This window comes from Actinoplanes sp. 13, from assembly GCF_056134165.1.
Window position 1 is genome coordinate 17,364 of sequence record NZ_JBVYOQ010000042.1, and the last position, 19,460, is coordinate 36,823.

The window sequence follows — 19,460 nt, forward strand, 5'->3', positions numbered from 1 at the left end:
TTCAGGCCTTGTCGAGGCGTCCGCGGAGCACCCTGGTCAGGCGTCTCATCGCGGCGCTGACGGTGTGGTCGACGGCCTCGGTCCCGGTCCGCCGGACGCGGTCGAGGTCCGCCGCCGGGCCGCCGGCGCCGGAAGCGACGGCCGGCCCGGGGGAAGCGAGGTGCAGGTCCGGTCCGGTCGCGACCGGGTAGGGCCGCAGCGCCTGGAACACGGTGGCGTCGAGAGCCGGCAGGTCACGGATCTCGGGGCGGGGGATGACGCCGCTCAGTTGCCCGGCGAGGTCCAGGGCCGGCAACTCGTAGTAGTCCAGGTAGCCGGCTCGCAGCCGGACCGAGGGACCGTGCTTGTTCCACACCTCGACGTCGATCGGGCCCGAGGTCGGCGGCCGGATGGGACAGCCGCCGGCGTGCCGGACCGGGTCGATCCCGTCCAGCACGAAGCCGCCGGCTCCGAAGATCCGCACCTCGGTGCCGTGCCGCTGGTCCCAGCGGACGAAGACGTCCGAGCCCCGCAACGCGACCCGGTGGCTGAGCTCGGCGGCGGTCAGCTCCGGCAACTGGACCAGGCTGGTCACCCGGCGCACGAGGTATTCCCGGAGCGCCTCCGCGGTGGGCCGGGCCGCCCGGTCCCGGCCCACCGCCCGCCGGAGCAGCGCGATGCCCTCGGCATCCAACAGTCCGGGGATGGCCGTGGCGTTGACCGGATCGGTCTGCTGGGTGGCGCCCTTGCCCGGGGACAGGATCCGGATGACGCACAGGCCCAGCTTGTAGACGTCGGTCTTCTGGTCCTGGAGTCTCTGCTGCTTGCCGGCGATCTCCGGCGGCATGAAGGAAGGACCGTGCAGCTGGACCCGCCCGGTGTCACTGAGCTCGGCGACGCTGTCGCAGTCCATCAGCAGGACCCGGGCGAACGGCTTCGTGGCGGCGACCGCGTTCTTCGCGTGCAGGTCGCCGAAGACCACCGGGTGCCGGTGCACGATCTCGATCGCGTAGGCCAGCCGGGCGGCCAGCGCCAGCCGCATGACGTCGTCGCCGGTCACCGACCGGTCGATGCCCATCCTGTCGAGGTAGCCGCCGGTCGTACAGAGGAATTGCAGTTCGAAGAGGGCCTTGCCGGCCGTGCCCCCGGCCGGCCGGGTGTCGACGAAGAACTCCGGCGCGATGAGGTCGATCAGGATGCCGTCGTCGCCACCGCCGTCCTGCACCATCGCCAGCGGCCACACCGCGACGTCGTCCAGATCGGCCGCGTCCGCGGCCGGCATCGCGTCGCGCATCGCGACCACGGCGCGCATCTGCGACAGCACCAGTTTCCGGTCGAACCCCGGCGGGAGCTCGGCCTGCGACTTGGCCTTCTTGAAGACCAGCGTCCGGCCGTCCAGGCCCGGCACCGGGTTCGGGACCCGGAACAGCGCGCCGACCGCGCCCTCGGCGAACGGCTTCGTCCCCGCGGGGATCCCCAGCGAGGCGAGGTCGACGACGATCACGGCCGGTCCAGCCAGACGCCGACCGCGGTGCGGTCGTCGAGATGGCTCTTGCGCGCGAAACCCACCTGCCGGGCGAAGGTGAACACGTCCGGCGGCGCCGCCCACCAGCCGGCCAGCGTCTTCTGCACCTGCTCCGCGTCCCGCAGCGGATTGCCGACGCCGTCCGTGGTGACGAACAGCGCCCCGTCCGGCAGTTCCAGGTCGGTGACCGTCAGCTTCAGATCGGCGCGGGGCAGGGCGTGCACCCGGCCCGAGTCGGGCGCGGTTTGGTTGGTCTCGGGACCTTCGTTCGTCAGGGCCTCCCACACGCCGGCGTCGAGGAACCACACCGAGGTGTCACCGGCCCAGGCGATCGAGGCGGTCCGCCGGCCGGTCTCCTCGAACCGGATCGCCACGGCGGCGAGGGTGGTCGCCATCCCGTGATCGGCCGGGGAGATCAGGCGGGTGTGCTGGGGCGCGCCCTCGACCAGGTCGGTGAGCCGCTGGTTGACCTCGTCGACGGCCGTCTGCCAATCGCGGTGCACCAGATAGGCGCGGGGTGCGTCCGCCGCGACGAACGCCGCCGCCTCGTGGGAGAGGGCGAACTGGCCCACCCCGTCACACACGACGATCACCAGGATCGCGGTGGCGTCGTCGTAGACGACCGAGAAGCGGTCCTGCCGCGGCTCCCGCTTGTAGCGGTGCATGAGCCCGCGGACGCTGGCCGCGCGGATCTCCGCGCCGGGGACCGCGCACTCGCTCAGCTCGTGGTCGGCCGAGTCCGGGTGGTACGTCGGGGCGCACGGTCCGATCGCGGCGGCCGTCCGGCCCGGGTCGCCGATCACGACCAGGTCGGTCTCAGACAAAGCTGCCACCCATCCCGGGCACGGCGTCCGGCGCCGGCATGGCGACCATCGGGGTGCCCGCCGAGGCGCTGTTGGCGGACTGGAGGATCGACCGGGCCAGCACGCCGACCATCGCCGAGAGCACCTGGGTGATCGAGGCACCGTCCTTCGCGATGAAGTACCGGCCGCGCTTGTCCTCCGCGCCGAAATCCGGGTAGGCCAGCGTCTGCAGCGTGGCCGCGGTCGCGTCCCGGAAGCCGAACGCGCAGACGTACGGGTACGCCGGGTTGTTCTCCTTGGCGATCAACGACGCCTTGGTCTGCTGGTAACTGGTGTTGTTCGGCTCACCGTCGGTAAGGAAGTAGACACACGGCCGGTAGACCCGCTTGCCCTCACTCTTGAGCCGGGCCCGGTCCGCGGTGAACCGGTCGTGGAACTCGCGCAGCGGCGGGCTGTAGTCGGTGCCGCCGGAGGCCGACAGCGTCGGCAGCGTCAACTCCTCCGGTGCGGCCAGCGGTACGACCGTCTGCGCCTGGTGGTTGAAGGTGATCACGCTCAGCATGACCAGGTCGTTGATGATCGGTTCGTTGAGCAGCTGCTGGTGCAGCTCCTTCAGCGCCCTGTTCAGCTCGCCGGCGTCGGGCGTCATCGACCACGACACGTCACAGAGGATGTAGAAGGGCATGATGATCTGGCCCTCGCCGCCGCTCTGCCGCTCCTCGCTGTATTCCGTCATTTCAGCTCCTGAATCCACATCGATCGTTCGCCGGTCATGCCCGGCACGTTCAGCGGTAAGGCCACTTCCGGTACGCCGTTCGAGGCGCTCTGGGCGGACTGAAGAATCGACTTCCCGATCACCCCGACCAGCGCGGTGAGGGTCTGGCTCACCGATTGGCCACGTTCGGCGACGAACCAGCGGCCCCGCTTGTGCGGTCCGCCGGCGTCGGCGTGGGCCATCGCCTCCAGGGTGGCCGGCCGGGCGTCGCGGAAGCCGAAGGCGCAGAGGTACGGGTACGCGGCGTTGGCGGTGTGCGTCAGCAGCGCCTGGTACGTCTGAAGGAAGTTCTGGTCGGTCGGCTCGCCGTCGGTGAGGAAGTACACGCAGGGCCGGTAGACCCGTTTGCCCTCGCTCTTGAGCCGGGCCCGGTCGGCCTCGAACGCCTGGTGGTACTCGCGGAACGCGGCGCTGTAATTGGTCAGGCCGGCCGGCGCCGGCAACTCCGGCAGCGTCAGGTCCTCCGGTGCGGCCAGCGGCACGACGGTGCGCGCGCTGTCGTTGAAGGTGATCACACTCATCATCACCAGGTCATTGATGACGGGTTCGGCCAGCAGGCCGCGGTGCAGCGCGCCCAGGCCGGCGGTCAACTCGGGCAGGTCCGCGGCCATCGACCCGGAGACGTCGCAGAGGATGTAGAAAGGCATGACGATCTGCCCCGCCTCGCCGGCCGGCAGCACCGGGCGGTGGACCGTCTCGGCCGCGCGCACGTTCTTCGCGAAGTTCGCGGTGAGGACGTACCGCTCCGGAGCGGTACGCACCTCCACCCCGGTGACCTCGGCCGACCAGGTGCCCGGCACATATGCCTGCACGCCCACCCGGATAGGGCTCTGTGCCGACCGGTGACCCGCCCTGGTCCCGTCCGGCGCGCGCAGCGTCAGCTCCATCGTGCCGGGCCCGTCCCACTGCAGGACGCACATCGTCGCGGCGGGTTCGTCCGCGTCGAACGGGTACGGCGCGGAGGTCTCACCCTGCCGGATCGCCGCGATCTCCGTACGACCGGTGGTCAGCAGGAGGTACTCGACGTCCCGGCTGCCCCTGGCGAGCCAGAACGCGATGTTGGACAGGTATCGGCCCAGTCCGGCGCTGCGGTTGACCCGATCGGGGTAGAGCTTCGTGAAACCGGTGTCGAGCACGATCCGCCGGTTCTCGTCCTCGTAACAGCCCAGGCACAGCTGGCCGTCGTGACTTCGACCCAGGATCGTCACCCCGGGAGCGGGGTGGATCGTGCAGATGGTGATCCCCTCGTAGAGGGTGTTCACCCCCTGGGTCAGCGGGTGCTCGACGAAGCATCCGCGCGAGTGCTCCGGGCCCGGCACCATGATCCGGTCAGCGGTTCTGTTGCCGCTGAACCTCGTCCCGATCAACGCCTCGGTGAGCAGGTTCGCGTCCGCGTAGAACGGCTCGTTGTCGGCCCAGATCGCCAGCCCGTTGCCCGCGGCGACGTACTCGCTGATCATCTGGACCTGCCGGCCGTGCAGCGTCGGCTGCGAGCCCGAGAGGTACCAGAGCTGGGTGTACCGGGACAGCAGCTCCTCGGTCAGGTCACAGCCACCGTGCCGCGGCGCATGCCGCACGTCGCACGTCAGGCCACGGTCGGCGAGCAGCCGCCGGAGCTGCTTCTCGGCGACCGGTCCGTCGACGATCGGGCAGTGGTAGAGGAGGATCCGCTCGCCCCGGATGCGGTCCTCGTCCCCACCGCCGAGATCGAATGCCCGGCCCTCCGGGTTGCCGAATTCGTCGAAGCCCTCAGCTGTTGGCGTCACCGCGCTGCTCCTCACGGAAGTCCTCGTCAGAGACCGGCCCTCGCTACATCGGTTCCTGACGGACCACAGCCACACCGCTGCGACCGGTTCGTATCAGTCGTTCGAGGGATCCTGAGCCGCACTTGACGGCAGCTATTAACTGAGTGAATAGTGGCGGCATGTCCACACCGCACGTGCTGCTCGGTCTCCTCGCCGGCGGGCCACGGCATGGATACGACCTCAAACGAGCGCACGACGAGCGCCTGCCACAGGCGAAACCGCTGGCGTACGGGCAGGTCTACGCCACGCTGGGCCGGCTGGAGCGAGACGGGCTCGTCGAGCAGGTCGGCCAGGACCAGCAGGGCGGCCCGGAACGGACGTCGTTCGCGCTGACCGACACCGGCCGGGCCCGGCTCAACGCCTGGCTGTCCGAGATCGAACCACCGGCGCCGTTCGTCAGCAGCGCCCTCTTCGCCCGCGTCGTGGTGGCGCTGCTCGCCGCCGACGCGGACCGCGCCCGCGACTACCTCACCGCCCAGCGGGCCGCGCACATGGCCCGGCTGCGGGAGCTCACCGCGGTCAAGTCCCGGCCCGGGGCGACGGCGGCGGACGTGATCGCCGCCGACTGGTCCATCGCGCACCTCGACGCCGACCTGCGCTGGCTGCAGACCACCCTGGCCCGGGTCGCCGAGCTACAGAAGGAAGTGACTCCATGAGCGCTCCGGTTCTGACCGCCAGGGGCATCACCAAGAGCTACGGGGTCACCCCCGCCCTGCGCGGCATCGACCTCACCGTCGGCGCGGGGGAGATCGTCGCCGTCACCGGGCCCAGCGGCTGCGGCAAGTCCACGCTGCTGCACTGCCTGGCCGGCATCCTGCGGGCCGACTCCGGCGAGATCCGCTTCCGGGACCAGGACATCGGGCTGTGGTCCGAGGCGGCCCGGTCCCGGTTGCGGCGCACCGACTTCGGGGTGCTGTTCCAGTTCGGCCAGTTGGTGCCCGAGCTGACCGTGGCCGAGAACGTCGGTCTTCCGTTGCTTCTCGCCGGTTCGGGGCGGCGAGAAGCACGGACGGCGGCGCTGGCCTGGCTGGACCGTTTCGGGGTGGCGGACCTGGCCGACAAACGGCCGGGTGCGATGTCCGGCGGGCAGCAGCAGCGCTGCGCGGTGGCCCGGGCCCTGGTCACCGAGCCGCAGGTGGTCTTCGCCGACGAGCCGACCGGCGCGCTGGACCAGATCAACGGGGAACAGGTGCTGAGCGTGATGGTCCAGGCGGTGCGGGAGCACGGCACGGCGGTCGTGCTGGTCACCCACGAGGCGCCGATCGCGGCGTACGCGGACCGCGAGATCGTGCTCCGGGACGGCGTCGTGGACCCGACCGGGCTCGGGGTGACGCCGTGAGACCGGGGACGCTGCTGCGGCTCAGCCTGGCCGGGAACCGGACCGACCGGCTGCGGACAGTGCTCACCGCGATCAGCGCGGCCCTGGCCTCGCTGGCGCTGCTCGCGGCGGCCACGGTGGCCGCGATCCACGGCGGGGACATGATCATCATGCCGGACGGCGGGCTCCTCCGCGACGCGAGCACCCAGCGGTACGCGAGTCCGCTCCTCGTCGAGGCGGGCCTGCGGCCGGGCGTGGTGTTCGCCCTGGCGGTCCTGGCCCTGCCGGTGCTCGCCCTGACCGGGCAGTGCATCCGGCTCGGCGCCCCGGCACGGGACCGGCGGCTGGCCGCGCTGCGCCTCAACGGCGCCACCCCGCGGCAGGCGATCCTGATCGCCGGTGCGGAGACCGCGGTGGCGAGCGTGCTGGGCTCGCTGGCCGGATTCGGGATCTATCTGCTGCTCCGTCCCCTGCTGGAGATCCGCGACGTGGGTGGCCTGCTGCTCCTCCCCACCGACGTGCTGCCGCACCCGGTCACCATCGTGGTCCTGCTGGCGCTCGTGCCTGCCCTGGCCGGGGCGATCGGGGCGCTGCTGATGCGCCAGGTCGTGGTCACCCCGCTCGGAGTGGTCCGGCGGCTCCGCGAGCACGGACCCCGGCCATGGCCTGGTCTGGCGATCGCGGCCGGGCTGCTGCTGTTCGCGCTGCCCTGGCTGCTGCCGGACAACGTCGAGCCGCCGGCGGCAGTGGTCTTCCCGTGCCTGATCGGTGGGGTGCTGCTGACCATGGCCGGCGTCGTGCTCGGGACCGGCTGGATCTCGCACACGGCGGGCCGTGCCCTGGTGCGGGCCGGCCGGCACCCGTCGGTGCTGCTGGCCGGCCGGCGGCTGATGGCCGACCCGTGGAACGGCAGCCGAACGTTGGGCGCGTTGCTGGCCGCGGTGATCGCCGGGACGCTGGCCCTGGGCGTACGCGCGATGTTCGTGACGGACTTCGAGGTGAGCCGGCGGTACAACGAGCTGGTCGGGCGGCCGGGCTACGGCATTGCCGAAGAACCGGACTTCTACCTCGGCACGATCGATCTGATCATGGTGGCGGTCGCCGTGGCGGTGGTCATCGCGGCGGCCGGCATGCTGGTGGCGCTGGTCGAGGGCATCGTCGCGCGCCGGCGCACCTACGCCGCGCTGACCGCGGCCGGTGTCCCGCGCCGCACGCTGTCCGCGGCGGTGCTGACCCAGACGCTCGCACCGCTCATCCCGGCTCTGCTGCTCGCGATCGGCGCCGGTGTCGCGCTGGTCCGGTCGGTGAGCACCGAGTCGCGGGCGGGCGGCGGGACCTCGGAGGGCTGCGCCGACCCGCAGGCCACCGACTTCGCGACCTGCGTCAAGGCGACGGTGACGGATCCGCTGGTGGTGCTGCCGATCCCGGTGCCGGTGGGCGAGCTGGCCCTGCTCGGCGGCGGTGCTGTGCTGCTCATGCTCGGGGTGGCCGGCATCGGGCTGCTGGTGCTGCGGTCCAGCACCGACCTCGAGGAGATCCGGGTGGGCTGAGCGCGCCGGGTGTCAGGGGCGCCGCGGCCGGCGCCCGCATCCGGCCGGATGCGGGCGCAACGGCCCGGTGCGGCAGCTGGGTCGCCTCGACTCCTGGGAGCCGTGCGATCACTCGTACAACCGCTGTTGGATCTTCAGGCGGCCTTGACCACGTCCAGGATCCAGGCCAGCACGAAGGCCTCTTCCTTCCAGGAGTCGTAGCGGCCGCTCGGGCCGCCGTGGCCGGCCCCCATCTCGGTCTTCAGCAGGAACTCGCCCTGCGGCGCGGTGGCACGCAGGCGAGCCACCCACTTGGTCGGCTCGTGATAGAGCACGCGGGTGTCGTTCAGGCTGGTCACCGCGAGAATCTTGGGGTACGGCAGGTTCGCGACGTTCTCGTACGGGCTGTAGGACTTCATGTACGCGTAGACCTCAGCGGATTCGAGCGGGTTGCCCCACTCCTCCCACTCGGTGACCGTGAGCGGCAGGCTCGGGTCGAGGATCGAGGTGAGCGGGTCCACGAACGGCACCTCGGCGACGATCCCGGCGAACGCCTGCGGCGCCAGGTTGGCGACCGCGCCCATCAACAGGCCACCGGCCGAACCGCCCCGCGCGACCAGCCGCGACGGCGTGGTCCACCGGTTGCGGACCAGCGCCTCGGCGCACGCCACGAAATCGGTGAAGGTGTTCTTCTTGGCCAGCATCTTGCCGTTCTCGTACCACCCGCGGCCGAGTTCGCCGCCGCCGCGGACATGCGCGATCGCGAAGACCACACCGCGGTCCAGCAGGGTGAGACGGGCGATCGAGAAGTACGGGTCGATCGAGTGCTCGTAGGACCCGTAGCCGTAGAGGAGCGCCGGAGCCGAACCGTCCCGCGTGACGCCCTTGCGGGCCACGATCGAGATCGGCACCTTCGTCCCGTCGGCGGCGGTCGCCCACTCGCGGAACTGCTCGTAGTCGGCCGGGTCGTAACCACCCAGCACCGGCTTCTGCTTGCGCAGCGTCATGACCCGGCTGACCAGGTCCACGTCGTAGATCGAATCGGGCGTGACCAGCGACGTGTAGGCGATCCGGACCGAGGCGGTGTCGTACTCCGGGTTGCCGGCCAGCCCCACGCTGTAGATCGGCTCGGGGAAGTCCATGTCGTACGCGTCGGTGCTGCCGTCGGTCATCACCCGCAGGCCGGTCAGCCCGTTCTGCCGCAGCGACACCACGATGTGCCGGGCGAACGCGTCGACCGACTCCAGCCGGACGCCCGGCTGATGCGGGATCAGCTCCACCCACTCGCCCGGGGCGTCCACCGAGGTGCAGGCCAGCGCGAAATCCTCGGCCTCGTGGTTGTGCAGGATCAGGAACCGGTGGCCGTGATGCTCGATCGAGTACTCCACGCCCTGGCGGCGCTCGGCGAGCACGAGCGGCTCGGCGGTCGGCTGATCGGCCGGGACGATCCGCACCTCGGAGGTGATCTTGCTCTGGGCGTCGATCACGATGAACTTCTCGCTGCGGGTCAGCTCGACGCCCACCCAGAAGCGCTCGTCCAGCTCCTCGTAGACCAGAGTGTCCTCGGTCGTCCCGATCGTGTGCCGCCACACCCGGTACGGCCGCCAGGCCTCGTCCACGGTGATGTAGAAGAGCGCAGTGCCGTCGGCCGACCAGGCGCTGCCGTAGAAGGTGTCGGTCACCTCGTCGGGAAGCACCTCGCCGGTGCGCAGATCCTTCACCCGCAGCGTGAAGCGCTCGTCGCCGTCGAAATCGGTCGAGTAGGCGAGCCAGTTGCCGTCCGGGCTCACGTCGAACGTGCCCAGCGCGAAGAAGTCCTTGCCCTCGGCCAGCTCGTTGCCGTCGAGCAGCACCTGCTCACCCGGCTTGTCGTCGGCCATCGGCGGGGTGGTCTCACCCGGGCGCACCGGAACCCGGCAATGAATGCCGTACTGCTTGCCCTCGACGGTGCGCGTGTAATACCAATACCCACCCTTGCGGCTCGGCACCGACAGGTCGGTCTCCTGAGTCCGGCGTTTGATCTCCTGGAACGCGGTCTCCCGCAGGCTCTCCAGGTGGGCGGTCGCCTGCTCGGTCCAGGCGTTCTCCGCCTCGAGATGGGCGATTGTCGCCGGGTCGTCCTTGTTCATCAGCCAGGCGTACTCATCGGTGACCGTGTCGCCGTGGAAGGTGCGCTCGGAGGGCGTCTGGCGCGCGGTGGGTGGGCCGTCGATCGTCACCGGGAACACGTTACCGGCCGATCGGTCCACGAAGAGTTCCTTACACGGTCCACCTCGGTCATTCGAACATGTGTACGATGTGCCAGAGTGGACGATCTTCAGGGGTCTCGATCTCCGATCCGGGTGACTCCCTCCTGTCAAAGTGACTCGCTCCGATTCAGTGATTCGGCTCCGATCTGTGGGGAGGCTTCGGGCGTGGGTGAATCCCTTCTCGACGCGTTCGTGGACATCTGTGGTCCCGGACTCGCGCGTCCCGGCCGCACGACGGACCAGGTGGCCGGCCGGCGAGCCGGCCTGGTCGCGGTCCCGGCGACCACCGGCGCAGTGGCCGAGAGCCTGCGACTCGCGGCGGAGCGCGGCCTCCGATTCCGGCCACGAGGCTCCGGAAGCAAAATCGATTGGGGTACGCCGCCCGAAAGCCTCGACCTCATCGTGGACACCGGCCGGCTGAACGGGATGTGGGACCACCACGGCACGACCGCTGTCGTCGCCGCCGGGACCCCGGTCTCCGCGGTGCGGGCCGCCCTCGCCCTGCGCGGCCGGCGCCTCGCCGTCGATCCGCCGTCACCGTCCGCCACGATCGGCGGGATGCTCGCGGTCAACGAGTCAGGTCCGCTGCGGCACCGGTTCGGGAGTCCGGCCGCCCAGACGGTGAGCGTCTCCTACGTCTCACCGGCCGGAGAGCCCGCGGAGTCGGACGGGGAAGACGGCCGGCCCGGCCTCGCCGAGATCGACGGGGTGATCACCTCGGCGGTGCTGCGGCTGGAACCGCTGCCGTCGGCGCGCCTGTGGGTCGGCCGGGCGGTCACCACGCCGGCCGACGTCAGCGAGCTGGTCGCCCAGGTGGTCCTCCAGGAGCAGGAGCCGAGCGCGATCGAGGTGGACCTGCCGGCGACCGGCGGCGGGATGGTGGCGCTGCTCGTGGAAGGCTCACCCGGCTCGGCCAGCGACAGCGCCGAGAAGATCGCCCGGGCGTGGGGCGACTCGGCGGTCATCGCGCCGGTCGCGCCGCCGTGGTGGGGGCGATATGCGTTCGGGCGGGAAGACGTGGTCCTGCGGATCGCGGTGCGGCCGCGTGACCTGCAGGCGGTGGGCTATGCGCTGAGCGACAGCGCGGGGACGGTGGTGCCGCTGCGGGGCTCGGCGGGAGTGGGCACGGTGCACGCGGTGCTGCCGCGCGGGCTGTCCGCCGGCCGGGTGACCGAGATCGTCGAGGCCGTGCGGCAGGTCCTGCTGGCGCGGCGGGGGAGGTTGGCGGTGGTTTCGGCGCCGGCGCCGCTGGCTGCGGAGATCGAGATGGCGGAGCGCCGCGACTTGTTCTGACGGCCAACCGGCCTGCGGCCGGCCCCGGCTCACTTCGGCTCGGCCCGGCCTCCGGGCACAGTCCGGCCCCGGCTCCGCCCGGCCCCGGCTCCGCCCGGCCCCGGCTCCGCCCGGCCCCGGCTCCGCCCGGCCCCGGCTCGGCCGGCCCCGGCTCCGGCCCGGCCCCGGGTGGCTGCCGGCTGGGGCGGGTGGCTGGCGGTGGCGCATGATCCTTGGCTCGGAAAGGTGCGTGGGCGCCAGCCGGGCTTCGCGGGTGCGGGCTCAGCGCAGCGACGGGATCCGGGTTACGGATTCGGCGGCCAGGTGGCGGCCGAGGCGTGCTACGTCGCCGACCGCGTAGGTGAGGTATGCGAACTGGCCCACCTCGCGCACGCCGGTGAGGATCAGGTCGTCGACCGGGACGCGGCGGCGGAGCAGCGGGATGCCGTCGCCCAGGATGGCCGGCGCGATGCCGAGGATGATCTCGTCGAGGAGGCCGTGGGCCACGAACTGGCTGACCAGCTCGCCTCCGCCGGCCAGCCAGACGTTCTTGCCCTGGGCGGCGACCATCATGGCCTCGTGCACCCGGCGGACGTCGCCACTGATCATGAAGACGTTGGCGTCCTCGACCGGGGGCAGGTCGCGGTGGGTGAAGACCCAGCAGGGCACGTCGCCGTACATGTCGTGCCAGTTCTGGGGTTCCTCGAGGAGGTTGTCGTTCTCCAGAACCCACTCGTAGGTCCTCGCGCCCATGGCGAACGCGCCGACACCCTCGAAGAACTCACCGAAAGGGTTCTCGGTGCCCTCGTCGACCTCGAAGAGCCAGTCCAGCGAGTTGTTCCGGTCGGCGGTGAAGCCGTCGATGCTGGTGGCGGTGTAGTACTGCGTCTTCGCCATGACCAATACGATGCCATGCGAGAGGCGACAAAAAGGGCGGATCGATCAACTCCCCCGGAGCAGCGCGGGAGGGCCGCAAGAGGTCGTACCCGGGAAGGGTTCTCAAGCGTCGTTGCGCAGGACCAGGATGGCGATGTCGTCGCGGGGTTCCTCGACCGAGAAGTTGATGGTGGTGGACCGCAGGCGGGCCGCCATGACGTCCGCCGGATAGCCGGCCAGCGGAGCTGCGGCGTCGCGGAGCCGGCTGGAGCCGAAGAGCTCGCGGCCGCGCCGGCGTTCGGTGACCCCGTCGGTGTAGAAGATGAGCGAGTCGCCGGGGCCGAGGGTGATCACGACGTCCGGGGAGCTGATCGTCTCGAGCAGGCCGAGTGCGGTGCCGCCCTCGCCGACGAAGCCGGTCTTGCCGTCGCCGCGGACCAGGACGGCGCGGTCGTGGCCGGCCAGGTGCAGGCAGACGCTGAGCTGGTTGTTGCCCTTGCGGGTGACCGAGGCCATGGCGAGCGTGCAGTACCTGCCGCCGCCGCGCTGGACGAGTGTGCGGTTGACCCGCCAGAGGATCTCGCTGAGCGCCTTGCCGTCGTCGACGAGGATGCGGATCACGTCGCGGACCAGGCCGGTCACGGTGGCGGCCTGGACGCCTTTGCCGGAGACGTCGCCGACCACGACGAGCCACTGGTCCTCGCCGAACGGGACGACGTCGTAGAAGTCGCCGCCCACCTCGGAACCGGTCGGGACGTATTCGGCGGCGAAGCCGATGCCGTCGACGTGCGGCAGGGCCGGCGGGAGCAGGGAGGCCTGGAGGGTGCGTGCGACCCGGTGCCGCTCGTCGTGGATGCGGGCGTTGTCGATGGCGAGCGCGGCCCGGCGGGCGACGTCCTCCAGCACGGCCACCTCGTCGGCGTCGTGCCGGTGTGTGGCGTGCCGGCCGACCGCGAGCGTGCCGAGCCGGGCGCCGCGGGCGACCAGCGGCACCGCATAGCCTTCCAGCGGCGCGCCGAACATCACCTGGGTGCCGAGCCGGGACGCCTCCTCCAGCCGGGCCAGGACCGATTCCGGCCCGGACTCGGCGAGGGCGCCGTGCAGCTGGGCCAGCGAGGACTCCTCGGCGTGGGTGGCGGCGGCCAGTTGGAGCCGGCCCCACGCGTCGGTGGTGTGCACCGCGCACCACTGGCCGAGCCGGGGCACCACCAGCTGCGGGATCAGCGCCATCGTCAGGTTGACGTCGAGGGACTGGGCGAGCAGTTCGCTGGCTTCGGCGAGGAAGGTGATCCAGGTCTGCCGGCGGATGTCGGCGCGGCGCAGACGGTCGTTCTCCAGGTGCAGCGAGAACCGTTCGGCGACCATGGTGGCGAGGGCCTGGGCGTAACCGACGGGGGACGCGTCCAGCTCGAGTTCGCCCGCGTAGGGGCGCTGGGTGGTCAGGGGGACCCGGATGGTGTCCGCGTTGTCCCGGGGCGCCCGGCCGTACCGGGCCAGCAGTTGCCGGCCCGTGCCGTCGCCGCGGTCGACCCGGATCACGCCGCCGGCCGCGCCGGTCAGCCGGGCGAGCCGGGACAGCAGGTCGGTGGCGAGTTCGGCCAGCCCCTCGTCGGTGTGCCGGTCGGAGCCGCTGCGCAGCAGGCCGGTGAGCGCGCCGAGGCTGGGCGTCTCGGCCTGTGAGGGCATCCGGACCGGGGTGCCGTCGGGCCCGGCCTCGCGCTGGTCGAGGCGGAACCACACGCCTTTGCCGTCGCCCTCGTGCACGGTGCCCCACCGGCTGGCGAAATGGTCGACCAGCAGCAGGCCGCGGCCGCGTTCGGCGACCTCACCGAGGTCCGCGCTCTCGTTGCGCGGCCCGACGGCGAGTTGTTCGACCGGGCCGGGGGCGAAGTCGGTGACGGTGACGGTGAGCCCGCCGGGGTCGGCGGTGACCTCGATCTCCAGGTCGGTGTTGGCGTGCACCACGGCGTTCGTGGAGAGCTCGGTGGTGAGCAGCAGAGCCTCGTTGAGCAGGCCGACCAGGCCGGTCTCCTCGAGCACGGAGCGGACCAGGGCGCGGGCGGCTGCCGGGGTCCGCCGGTCGTTGGGGAGCCTGGTCCGGCGCACCAGAGCTTCGGACGGCGCCCCGCTGGGGATGCTCGTCCTCGTTCCGACCTCGGCTGGCACCCATGCATCCTCTCCCGTGGACGGGTGTATGCACAAAGTCGTCTCTCGCATTGACCCGGTCGGGCGAGAGAGGATAGGGAACCCCCGGCAGTTGGACAGCGAGTGAGGACAGCATGACAGTGGCTAAAGAGGCCAGCGTCGGCGTGCCCGACGAGACGGTTCTGCTCGGTGAGCTCGCCGACGCACTGCGGCGTGTGCGGCGTGGCGACCTCAAGGTCCGGCTGCCTCGGCGGAGCGGTACGGCCGGGGCGGTGGCGGAGGCGTTCAACGAGGTCATCTCCCTGCAGGAGCGGCAGAACCTGGACCTGCGCCGGATCAGCCGGATCGTGGGCCGCGACGGCCGGCTCACCGAGCGGCTCGACGAGGAGGGCCTGGACGGCGCCTGGGCGGACAGCGTCCGATCGGTGAACTCGCTGATCGACGACCTGGCCCGGCCGACCACGGAGATCTCCCGGGTGCTCGATGCGGTCGCCGAGGGTGATCTTTCGCAGCACATGGCGCTGGAGATGGACGGCCGGCCACTGCGAGGTGAATTCCTGCGGATCGGCCGGACCGTGAACACGATGGTGGATCAGCTGTCGTCGTTCGCCGACGAGGTGACCCGGGTGGCCCGTGAGGTGGGCACCGAGGGTGAGCTGGGCGGCCAGGCCGACGTGCGGGGCGTCGCCGGCACCTGGAAGGACCTCACCGACTCGGTTAACACGATGGCGTCGAACCTGACGCATCAGGTTCGCTCGATCTCGCAGGTGGCGACCGCGATGGCCCGCGGCGACCTGTCCCAGAAGATCACCGTCTCGGCACGCGGCGAGGTCGCCGAGCTGGCGGACACCATGAACGGCCTCACCGACACGCTGCGGCTCTTCGCCGAGCAGGTGACCCGGGTGGCCCGTGAGGTGGGCACCGAGGGCAAGCTGGGCGGTCAGGCCGAGGTGCCGAACGTGGCCGGCACCTGGAAGGACCTCACCGACTCGGTGAACTCGATGGCGTCGAACCTGACCAGTCAGGTCCGCAACATCGCCCAGGTCTCCACCGCGGTGGCGAAGGGTGACCTGTCGCAGAAGATCACGGTGGCCGCGCAGGGTGAGATCCTGGAGCTCAAGGACACCGTGAACACGATGGTGGATCAGCTGTCGTCGTTCGCCGACGAGGTGACCCGGGTGGCCCGTGAAGTGGGCACCGAGGGCCGGCTGGGCGGCCAGGCCCAGGTTCGCGGGGTGTCGGGCACGTGGCGGGACCTCACCGAGAACGTGAACCAGCTCGCCGCGAACCTCACCGCCCAGGTACGCAACATCTCCCAGGTCTCGACGGCAGTGGCGAAGGGTGACCTGTCGCAGAAGATCACGGTCGACGCCCGGGGCGAGATCCTGGAGCTGAAGAACACCGTGAACACGATGGTGGATCAGCTGTCGTCGTTCGCCGACGAGGTGACCCGGGTGGCCCGCGAGGTCGGCTCGGAGGGCAAGCTGGGCGGTCAGGCGCAGGTCAAGGGCGTTTCTGGTACGTGGCGGGACCTCACCGACAACGTGAACTACATGGCCTCCAACCTGACGAGTCAGGTGCGCAACATCGCCTCGGTCACGACCGCGGTGGCGAAGGGTGACCTGTCGCAGAAGATCACGGTCGACGCCCGGGGCGAGATCCTGGAGCTGAAGTCGACCGTGAACACGATGGTGGATCAGCTGTCGTCGTTCGCCGACGAGGTGACCCGGGTGGCCCGTGAGGTGGGCACCGAGGGCAAGCTCGGCGGTCAGGCCCAGGTCCGCGGTGTCGCGGGCACCTGGCGCGACCTGACCGACAACGTCAACTCGATGGCGTCGAACCTGACCAGCCAGGTCCGCAACATCGCCCAGGTCTCGACGGCGGTGGCCAAGGGTGACCTGTCGCAGAAGATCACGGTTGACGCGCAGGGCGAGATCCTGGAGCTGAAGAACACCGTGAACACGATGGTGGATCAGCTGTCGTCGTTCGCCGACGAGGTGACCCGGGTCGCCCGCGAGGTGGGCTCGGAAGGCAAGCTCGGCGGCCAGGCGCAGGTGCGCGGGGTGGCCGGCACCTGGCGCGACCTGACCGACAACGTGAACTACATGGCGTCGAACCTCACCGCCCAGGTGCGCAACATCGCCTCGGTCACCACGGCCGTGGCCAAGGGCGATCTGGGGCAGAAGATCACGGTTGACGCCCGCGGCGAGATCCTGGAGCTGAAGAACACCGTCAACACCATGGTCGACCAGCTGTCGTCGTTCGCCGACGAGGTGACCCGGGTCGCCCGCGAGGTGGGCCGGGAAGGCAAGCTGGGCGGTCAGGCCCAGGTCAAGGGCGTGTCCGGAACGTGGCGGGACCTCACCGACAACGTGAACCAGCTCGCCTCGACGCTGACCATCCAGCTGCGCGCCATCGCCGAGGTGTCCACCGCCGTGACCCGCGGTGACCTGACGCAGAGCGTCGCTGTCGAGGCGATGGGCGAGGTGGCGGAGCTCAAGGACAACATCAACCGGATGATCGTCACGCTCCGCGACACCACGAAGGCGAACGCGGAGCAGGGCTGGCTGGACTCCAACCTGGCCCGCATCGGTGGCCTGCTGCAGGGCCAGCGGGACGTCGGCGAGGTCTGCCGCATGATCATGACCGAGGTGACGCCGCTGGTGGACGCGCAGCTCGGCGCGTTCTTCCTGGTCGACAACGAGGAGGCGGTCACCCGGCTGCGGCTGGCCGCGGCGTACGGGTACGTGGCCCGCGACTTCGAGGTCACCTTCGGCCCGGGCGAGGGCCTGGTCGGGCAGGCGGCGGTGTCGCGCCGGACGATCCGTGTCCGGGCCACCCACGACGGGATACTGACCATGCGTTCCGGCATGCTCGCGATGCCGCCGAACGACCTGGTCGTGCTGCCCGTGTTGTTCGAGGGCGAGATGCTCGGCGTGATCGAGTTCGCGTCGGTGGCGGCCTTCTCCGGGCTGCATCTGACGTTCCTGGAGCGGCTGGTCGCCACGATCGGGGTCGCGCTCAACACCATCCAGGCGAACCGGCGCACCGAGGAACTGCTGGCACAGTCGCAACGGCTGGCCCGGGAGATGCAGGACCAGTCGGCGGAGCTGCAGCGCACCAACGCCGAGCTGGAGGACAAGGCCAAGCTGCTGAGCGATCAGAAGGCCAACATCGAGCTGAAGAACCGGGAGATCGAGCTGGCCCGGCTGGGGCTGGAGGAGAAGGCGCAGCAGCTGTCGCGGGCGAACACGTACAAGTCCGAGTTCCTCGCGAACATGAGCCACGAGCTGCGGACCCCGCTCAACTCGCTGCTTCTGCTGGCGCGGCTGCTGGCGGACAACACCGAGCAGAACCTGACCGGAAAACAGATCGAGTTCGCTCGTACGATCCACAGCGCCGGCTCGGACCTGCTCTCGCTGATCGACGACATCCTGGACCTTTCGAAGATCGAGGCCGGGCGGATGGACGTCGAGGTGGACGTGGTCGACTTCGACGGGATCCGCAGTTACGTCGAGCAGGCGTTCGCGCCGCAGGCCGAGGACAAGGGCCTGGAGTTCCGGGTGGACGTGGCGCCCGAGTTGCCGGACTCGATCGTCACCGACCCGCAGCGGCTCCAGCAGATCCTGCGCAACCTGCTGTCGAACGCGGTGAAGTTCACCGACAGCGGGTCGGTGACGCTGAGCATCTTCCCGGCCGCACCCGACCCGGACCTGGAGATGCCGGCGCCGGTCACGGCCCGCCGGGTGATCGGGTTCGCGGTGACCGACACCGGCATCGGCATCTCGGACGAGAAACTCGCGATCATCTTCGAGCCGTTCCAGCAGGCCGACGGCACCACCACCCGTAAGTACGGCGGCACCGGCCTGGGCCTGTCGATCAGCCGGGAGTTCGCCGCGCTGCTCGGCGGCACGATCACCGTGGCGTCGGTGCCGGGCGGCGGCTCGACCTTCACGCTCTACATGCCGGAGGCCCTGGCGCCGGACGCGATCCCGATGCCGGTGCTGCCGCCGGGCTCGGCCAAGGCGGTGTCGGTGCGGCCGACGGCCTCGCTCGACATGCCGTTGATGGAGATGTCACCGCTGGTCACGCCGCGACCGGAGGAGCCCGCGGTCACACCGGCCGGCCGGAAGCTGGAAGGCGTCACGGTGTTGATCATCGATGACGACGTCCGGAACGTCTTCGCGCTGACCAGCGCCCTGGAGATGCACGGGCTGCACGTCCTCTATTCCGACAACGGGGTGGACGGCGTGCGGATCCTGGCCGAGCATCCGGAGGTGGACATCGTGCTGATGGACGCGATGATGCCGGACCAGGACGGGTACGAGACCACCCGAGGAATCCGTCGCAATCAGCGTTTCCAAGACCTACCGGTAGTGTTCCTGACGGCGAAGGCGATGCCCGGTGACCGGGAGTCGGCTCTCGCCGCCGGTGCGAGTGACTACATCACGAAGCCGGTCGATCTGGATGAGCTGATCGAGCTCATGGCGCGCTGGGTGAACGCGGAGGGAGCTGCCGGTGAGTGAGGTGACTACGCGTGGGTGAGCGCGCCAAGGCGCTGCTGGTCGACGATCGGCGGGACAATCTGCTGGCCCTGGAGGCGATCCTCCAGGGCCTGCCGGTGACCGCCGTGGCCGTGGAGAGCGGGGAGGCGGCGCTCAAGCAGCTGCTGACCGACGATTTCGCGGTGATCCTGCTGGACGCGCACATGCCCAACATGGACGGCTTCGAGACGGCCAGCCACATCAAGCGGCGGGAACGGACCCGGCACGTGCCGATCCTGTTCCTCACCGCGGCCGATCGTGATGCTCAGCTGGCCCTGCGGGGCTACGCGGTGGGCGCCGTCGATTACCTGACCAAGCCGTTCGACCCCTGGGTGCTGCGCGCCAAGGTGTCGATCTTCGTCGAGTTGTGGACGAAGAACCAGCAGGTGCGGGCGCAGGCCGAGGCGTCCCGTGAGCGCGAGGCGCAGTGGCAGCGGCTCACCGAGACGGTGGACGAGGCGGCGCGCGTGCTGCGGGCCGGTGGCGAGAACGCCGCCACCGAGGCGCTGGACCTGCTGGAGAAAGCCCGCTGGGGGAGCTGAGACCGTCAGTGTGACGTGGGTCACGCTGAACAACCTTGCCGTGCAGCTACGCCACTACCGGGGCGTGATCGCTTGATCATGCGATCTTCATCCCCTGA

General features: G+C 70.6%; 13 protein-coding genes. 6 read left to right on the forward strand and 7 right to left on the reverse strand.

The annotated features are described in order from the left end of the window. Window position 1 precedes the first annotated feature (1 nt). Genes AC0NH5_RS40305 through AC0NH5_RS40320 form a run of 4 tightly spaced genes read right to left on the reverse strand, consistent with a single transcriptional unit; the run spans window position 2 to window position 4,848 of the window. Window positions 2-1,483, reverse strand: a complete 1,482-nt coding sequence (locus tag AC0NH5_RS40305; RefSeq protein WP_474413242.1) for a hypothetical protein — start codon at window positions 1,481-1,483, stop codon at window positions 2-4. Further along, on the reverse strand, window positions 1,480-2,328 hold the full coding sequence (locus AC0NH5_RS40310; RefSeq protein WP_474413244.1) for a protein phosphatase 2C domain-containing protein: 849 nt from the start codon (window positions 2,326-2,328) through the stop codon (window positions 1,480-1,482). Before AC0NH5_RS40310 ends, AC0NH5_RS40305 begins: the two co-directional genes overlap by 4 nt. Continuing rightward, window positions 2,321-3,043, reverse strand: a complete 723-nt coding sequence (locus tag AC0NH5_RS40315) for a vWA domain-containing protein (protein WP_474413246.1) — start codon at window positions 3,041-3,043, stop codon at window positions 2,321-2,323. The genes AC0NH5_RS40310 and AC0NH5_RS40315 overlap by 8 nt, the downstream gene beginning before the upstream one ends. Then, complete coding sequence (locus AC0NH5_RS40320) at window positions 3,040-4,848, reverse strand: hypothetical protein (protein WP_474413248.1); 1,809 nt, start codon at window positions 4,846-4,848, stop codon at window positions 3,040-3,042. Before AC0NH5_RS40320 ends, AC0NH5_RS40315 begins: the two co-directional genes overlap by 4 nt. Before the next feature lie 158 nt (window positions 4,849-5,006). Between AC0NH5_RS40320 and AC0NH5_RS40325 the strand changes: the two genes are divergently transcribed. From AC0NH5_RS40325 to AC0NH5_RS40335, 3 genes are read left to right on the forward strand one after another with little or no spacing between them, the layout of a single operon-like run. Next, window positions 5,007-5,543 carry a PadR family transcriptional regulator gene (locus AC0NH5_RS40325; protein ID WP_474413250.1) on the forward strand — a complete coding sequence of 179 codons (537 nt, stop codon included), beginning with the start codon at window positions 5,007-5,009 and terminating at the stop codon, window positions 5,541-5,543. Then, window positions 5,540-6,226: an ABC transporter ATP-binding protein gene (locus AC0NH5_RS40330; RefSeq protein WP_474413252.1), complete on the forward strand. Its 687-nt coding sequence runs from the start codon at window positions 5,540-5,542 to the stop codon at window positions 6,224-6,226. Before AC0NH5_RS40325 ends, AC0NH5_RS40330 begins: the two co-directional genes overlap by 4 nt. Next, window positions 6,223-7,755, forward strand: coding sequence for an ABC transporter permease (locus tag AC0NH5_RS40335; protein ID WP_474413254.1), 1,533 nt, complete (start codon window positions 6,223-6,225; stop codon window positions 7,753-7,755). The genes AC0NH5_RS40330 and AC0NH5_RS40335 overlap by 4 nt, the downstream gene beginning before the upstream one ends. Window positions 7,756-7,889: 134 nt before the next feature. On the opposite strand, the gene AC0NH5_RS40340 is transcribed toward AC0NH5_RS40335, so the two are convergent. Continuing rightward, window positions 7,890-9,953, reverse strand: coding sequence for a S9 family peptidase (locus AC0NH5_RS40340; RefSeq protein WP_474413309.1), 2,064 nt, complete (start codon window positions 9,951-9,953; stop codon window positions 7,890-7,892). A gap of 195 nt (window positions 9,954-10,148) precedes the next feature. Between AC0NH5_RS40340 and AC0NH5_RS40345 the strand changes: the two genes are divergently transcribed. Next, entirely contained in the window at window positions 10,149-11,276 is a 1,128-nt protein-coding gene (locus AC0NH5_RS40345) for an FAD-binding oxidoreductase (protein WP_474413256.1), read from the forward strand. 261 nt (window positions 11,277-11,537) lie between these two features. Here AC0NH5_RS40345 and AC0NH5_RS40350 read toward each other — a convergent pair whose 3' ends face one another. Both AC0NH5_RS40350 and AC0NH5_RS40355 read right to left on the reverse strand, forming a co-directional pair. Beyond that, window positions 11,538-12,152: a dihydrofolate reductase family protein gene (locus tag AC0NH5_RS40350; protein WP_474413258.1), complete on the reverse strand. Its 615-nt coding sequence runs from the start codon at window positions 12,150-12,152 to the stop codon at window positions 11,538-11,540. A gap of 102 nt (window positions 12,153-12,254) precedes the next feature. After that, window positions 12,255-14,297, reverse strand: a complete 2,043-nt coding sequence (locus AC0NH5_RS40355) for a SpoIIE family protein phosphatase (protein ID WP_474413260.1) — start codon at window positions 14,295-14,297, stop codon at window positions 12,255-12,257. A 113-nt stretch (window positions 14,298-14,410) separates the two neighbouring features. On the opposite strand from AC0NH5_RS40355, the gene AC0NH5_RS40360 reads away from it, so the two are divergent. Further along, window positions 14,411-18,802, forward strand: coding sequence for a HAMP domain-containing protein (locus AC0NH5_RS40360; RefSeq protein WP_474413262.1), 4,392 nt, complete (start codon window positions 14,411-14,413; stop codon window positions 18,800-18,802). A gap of 11 nt (window positions 18,803-18,813) precedes the next feature. Continuing rightward, the gene (locus tag AC0NH5_RS40365; protein WP_474413264.1) at window positions 18,814-19,362 is read left to right on the forward strand and encodes a response regulator; all 549 of its coding nucleotides are present in this window, start codon (window positions 18,814-18,816) and stop codon (window positions 19,360-19,362) included. Window positions 19,363-19,460 lie beyond the last annotated feature (98 nt).

What these genes read in the sequence shown, in the direction of transcription:
- AC0NH5_RS40325 (WP_474413250.1), top strand. Translation starts at nt 5,007, where the DNA reads ATGTCCACACCGCACGTGCTGCTCGGTCTCCTCGCCGGCGGGCCACGG.
- AC0NH5_RS40315 (WP_474413246.1), bottom strand. Translation starts at nt 3,043, where the DNA reads ATGACGGAATACAGCGAGGAGCGGCAGAGCGGCGGCGAGGGCCAGATC.
- AC0NH5_RS40350 (WP_474413258.1), bottom strand. Translation starts at nt 12,152, where the DNA reads ATGGCGAAGACGCAGTACTACACCGCCACCAGCATCGACGGCTTCACC.
- AC0NH5_RS40360 (WP_474413262.1), top strand. Translation starts at nt 14,411, where the DNA reads ATGACAGTGGCTAAAGAGGCCAGCGTCGGCGTGCCCGACGAGACGGTT.
- AC0NH5_RS40330 (WP_474413252.1), top strand. Translation starts at nt 5,540, where the DNA reads ATGAGCGCTCCGGTTCTGACCGCCAGGGGCATCACCAAGAGCTACGGG.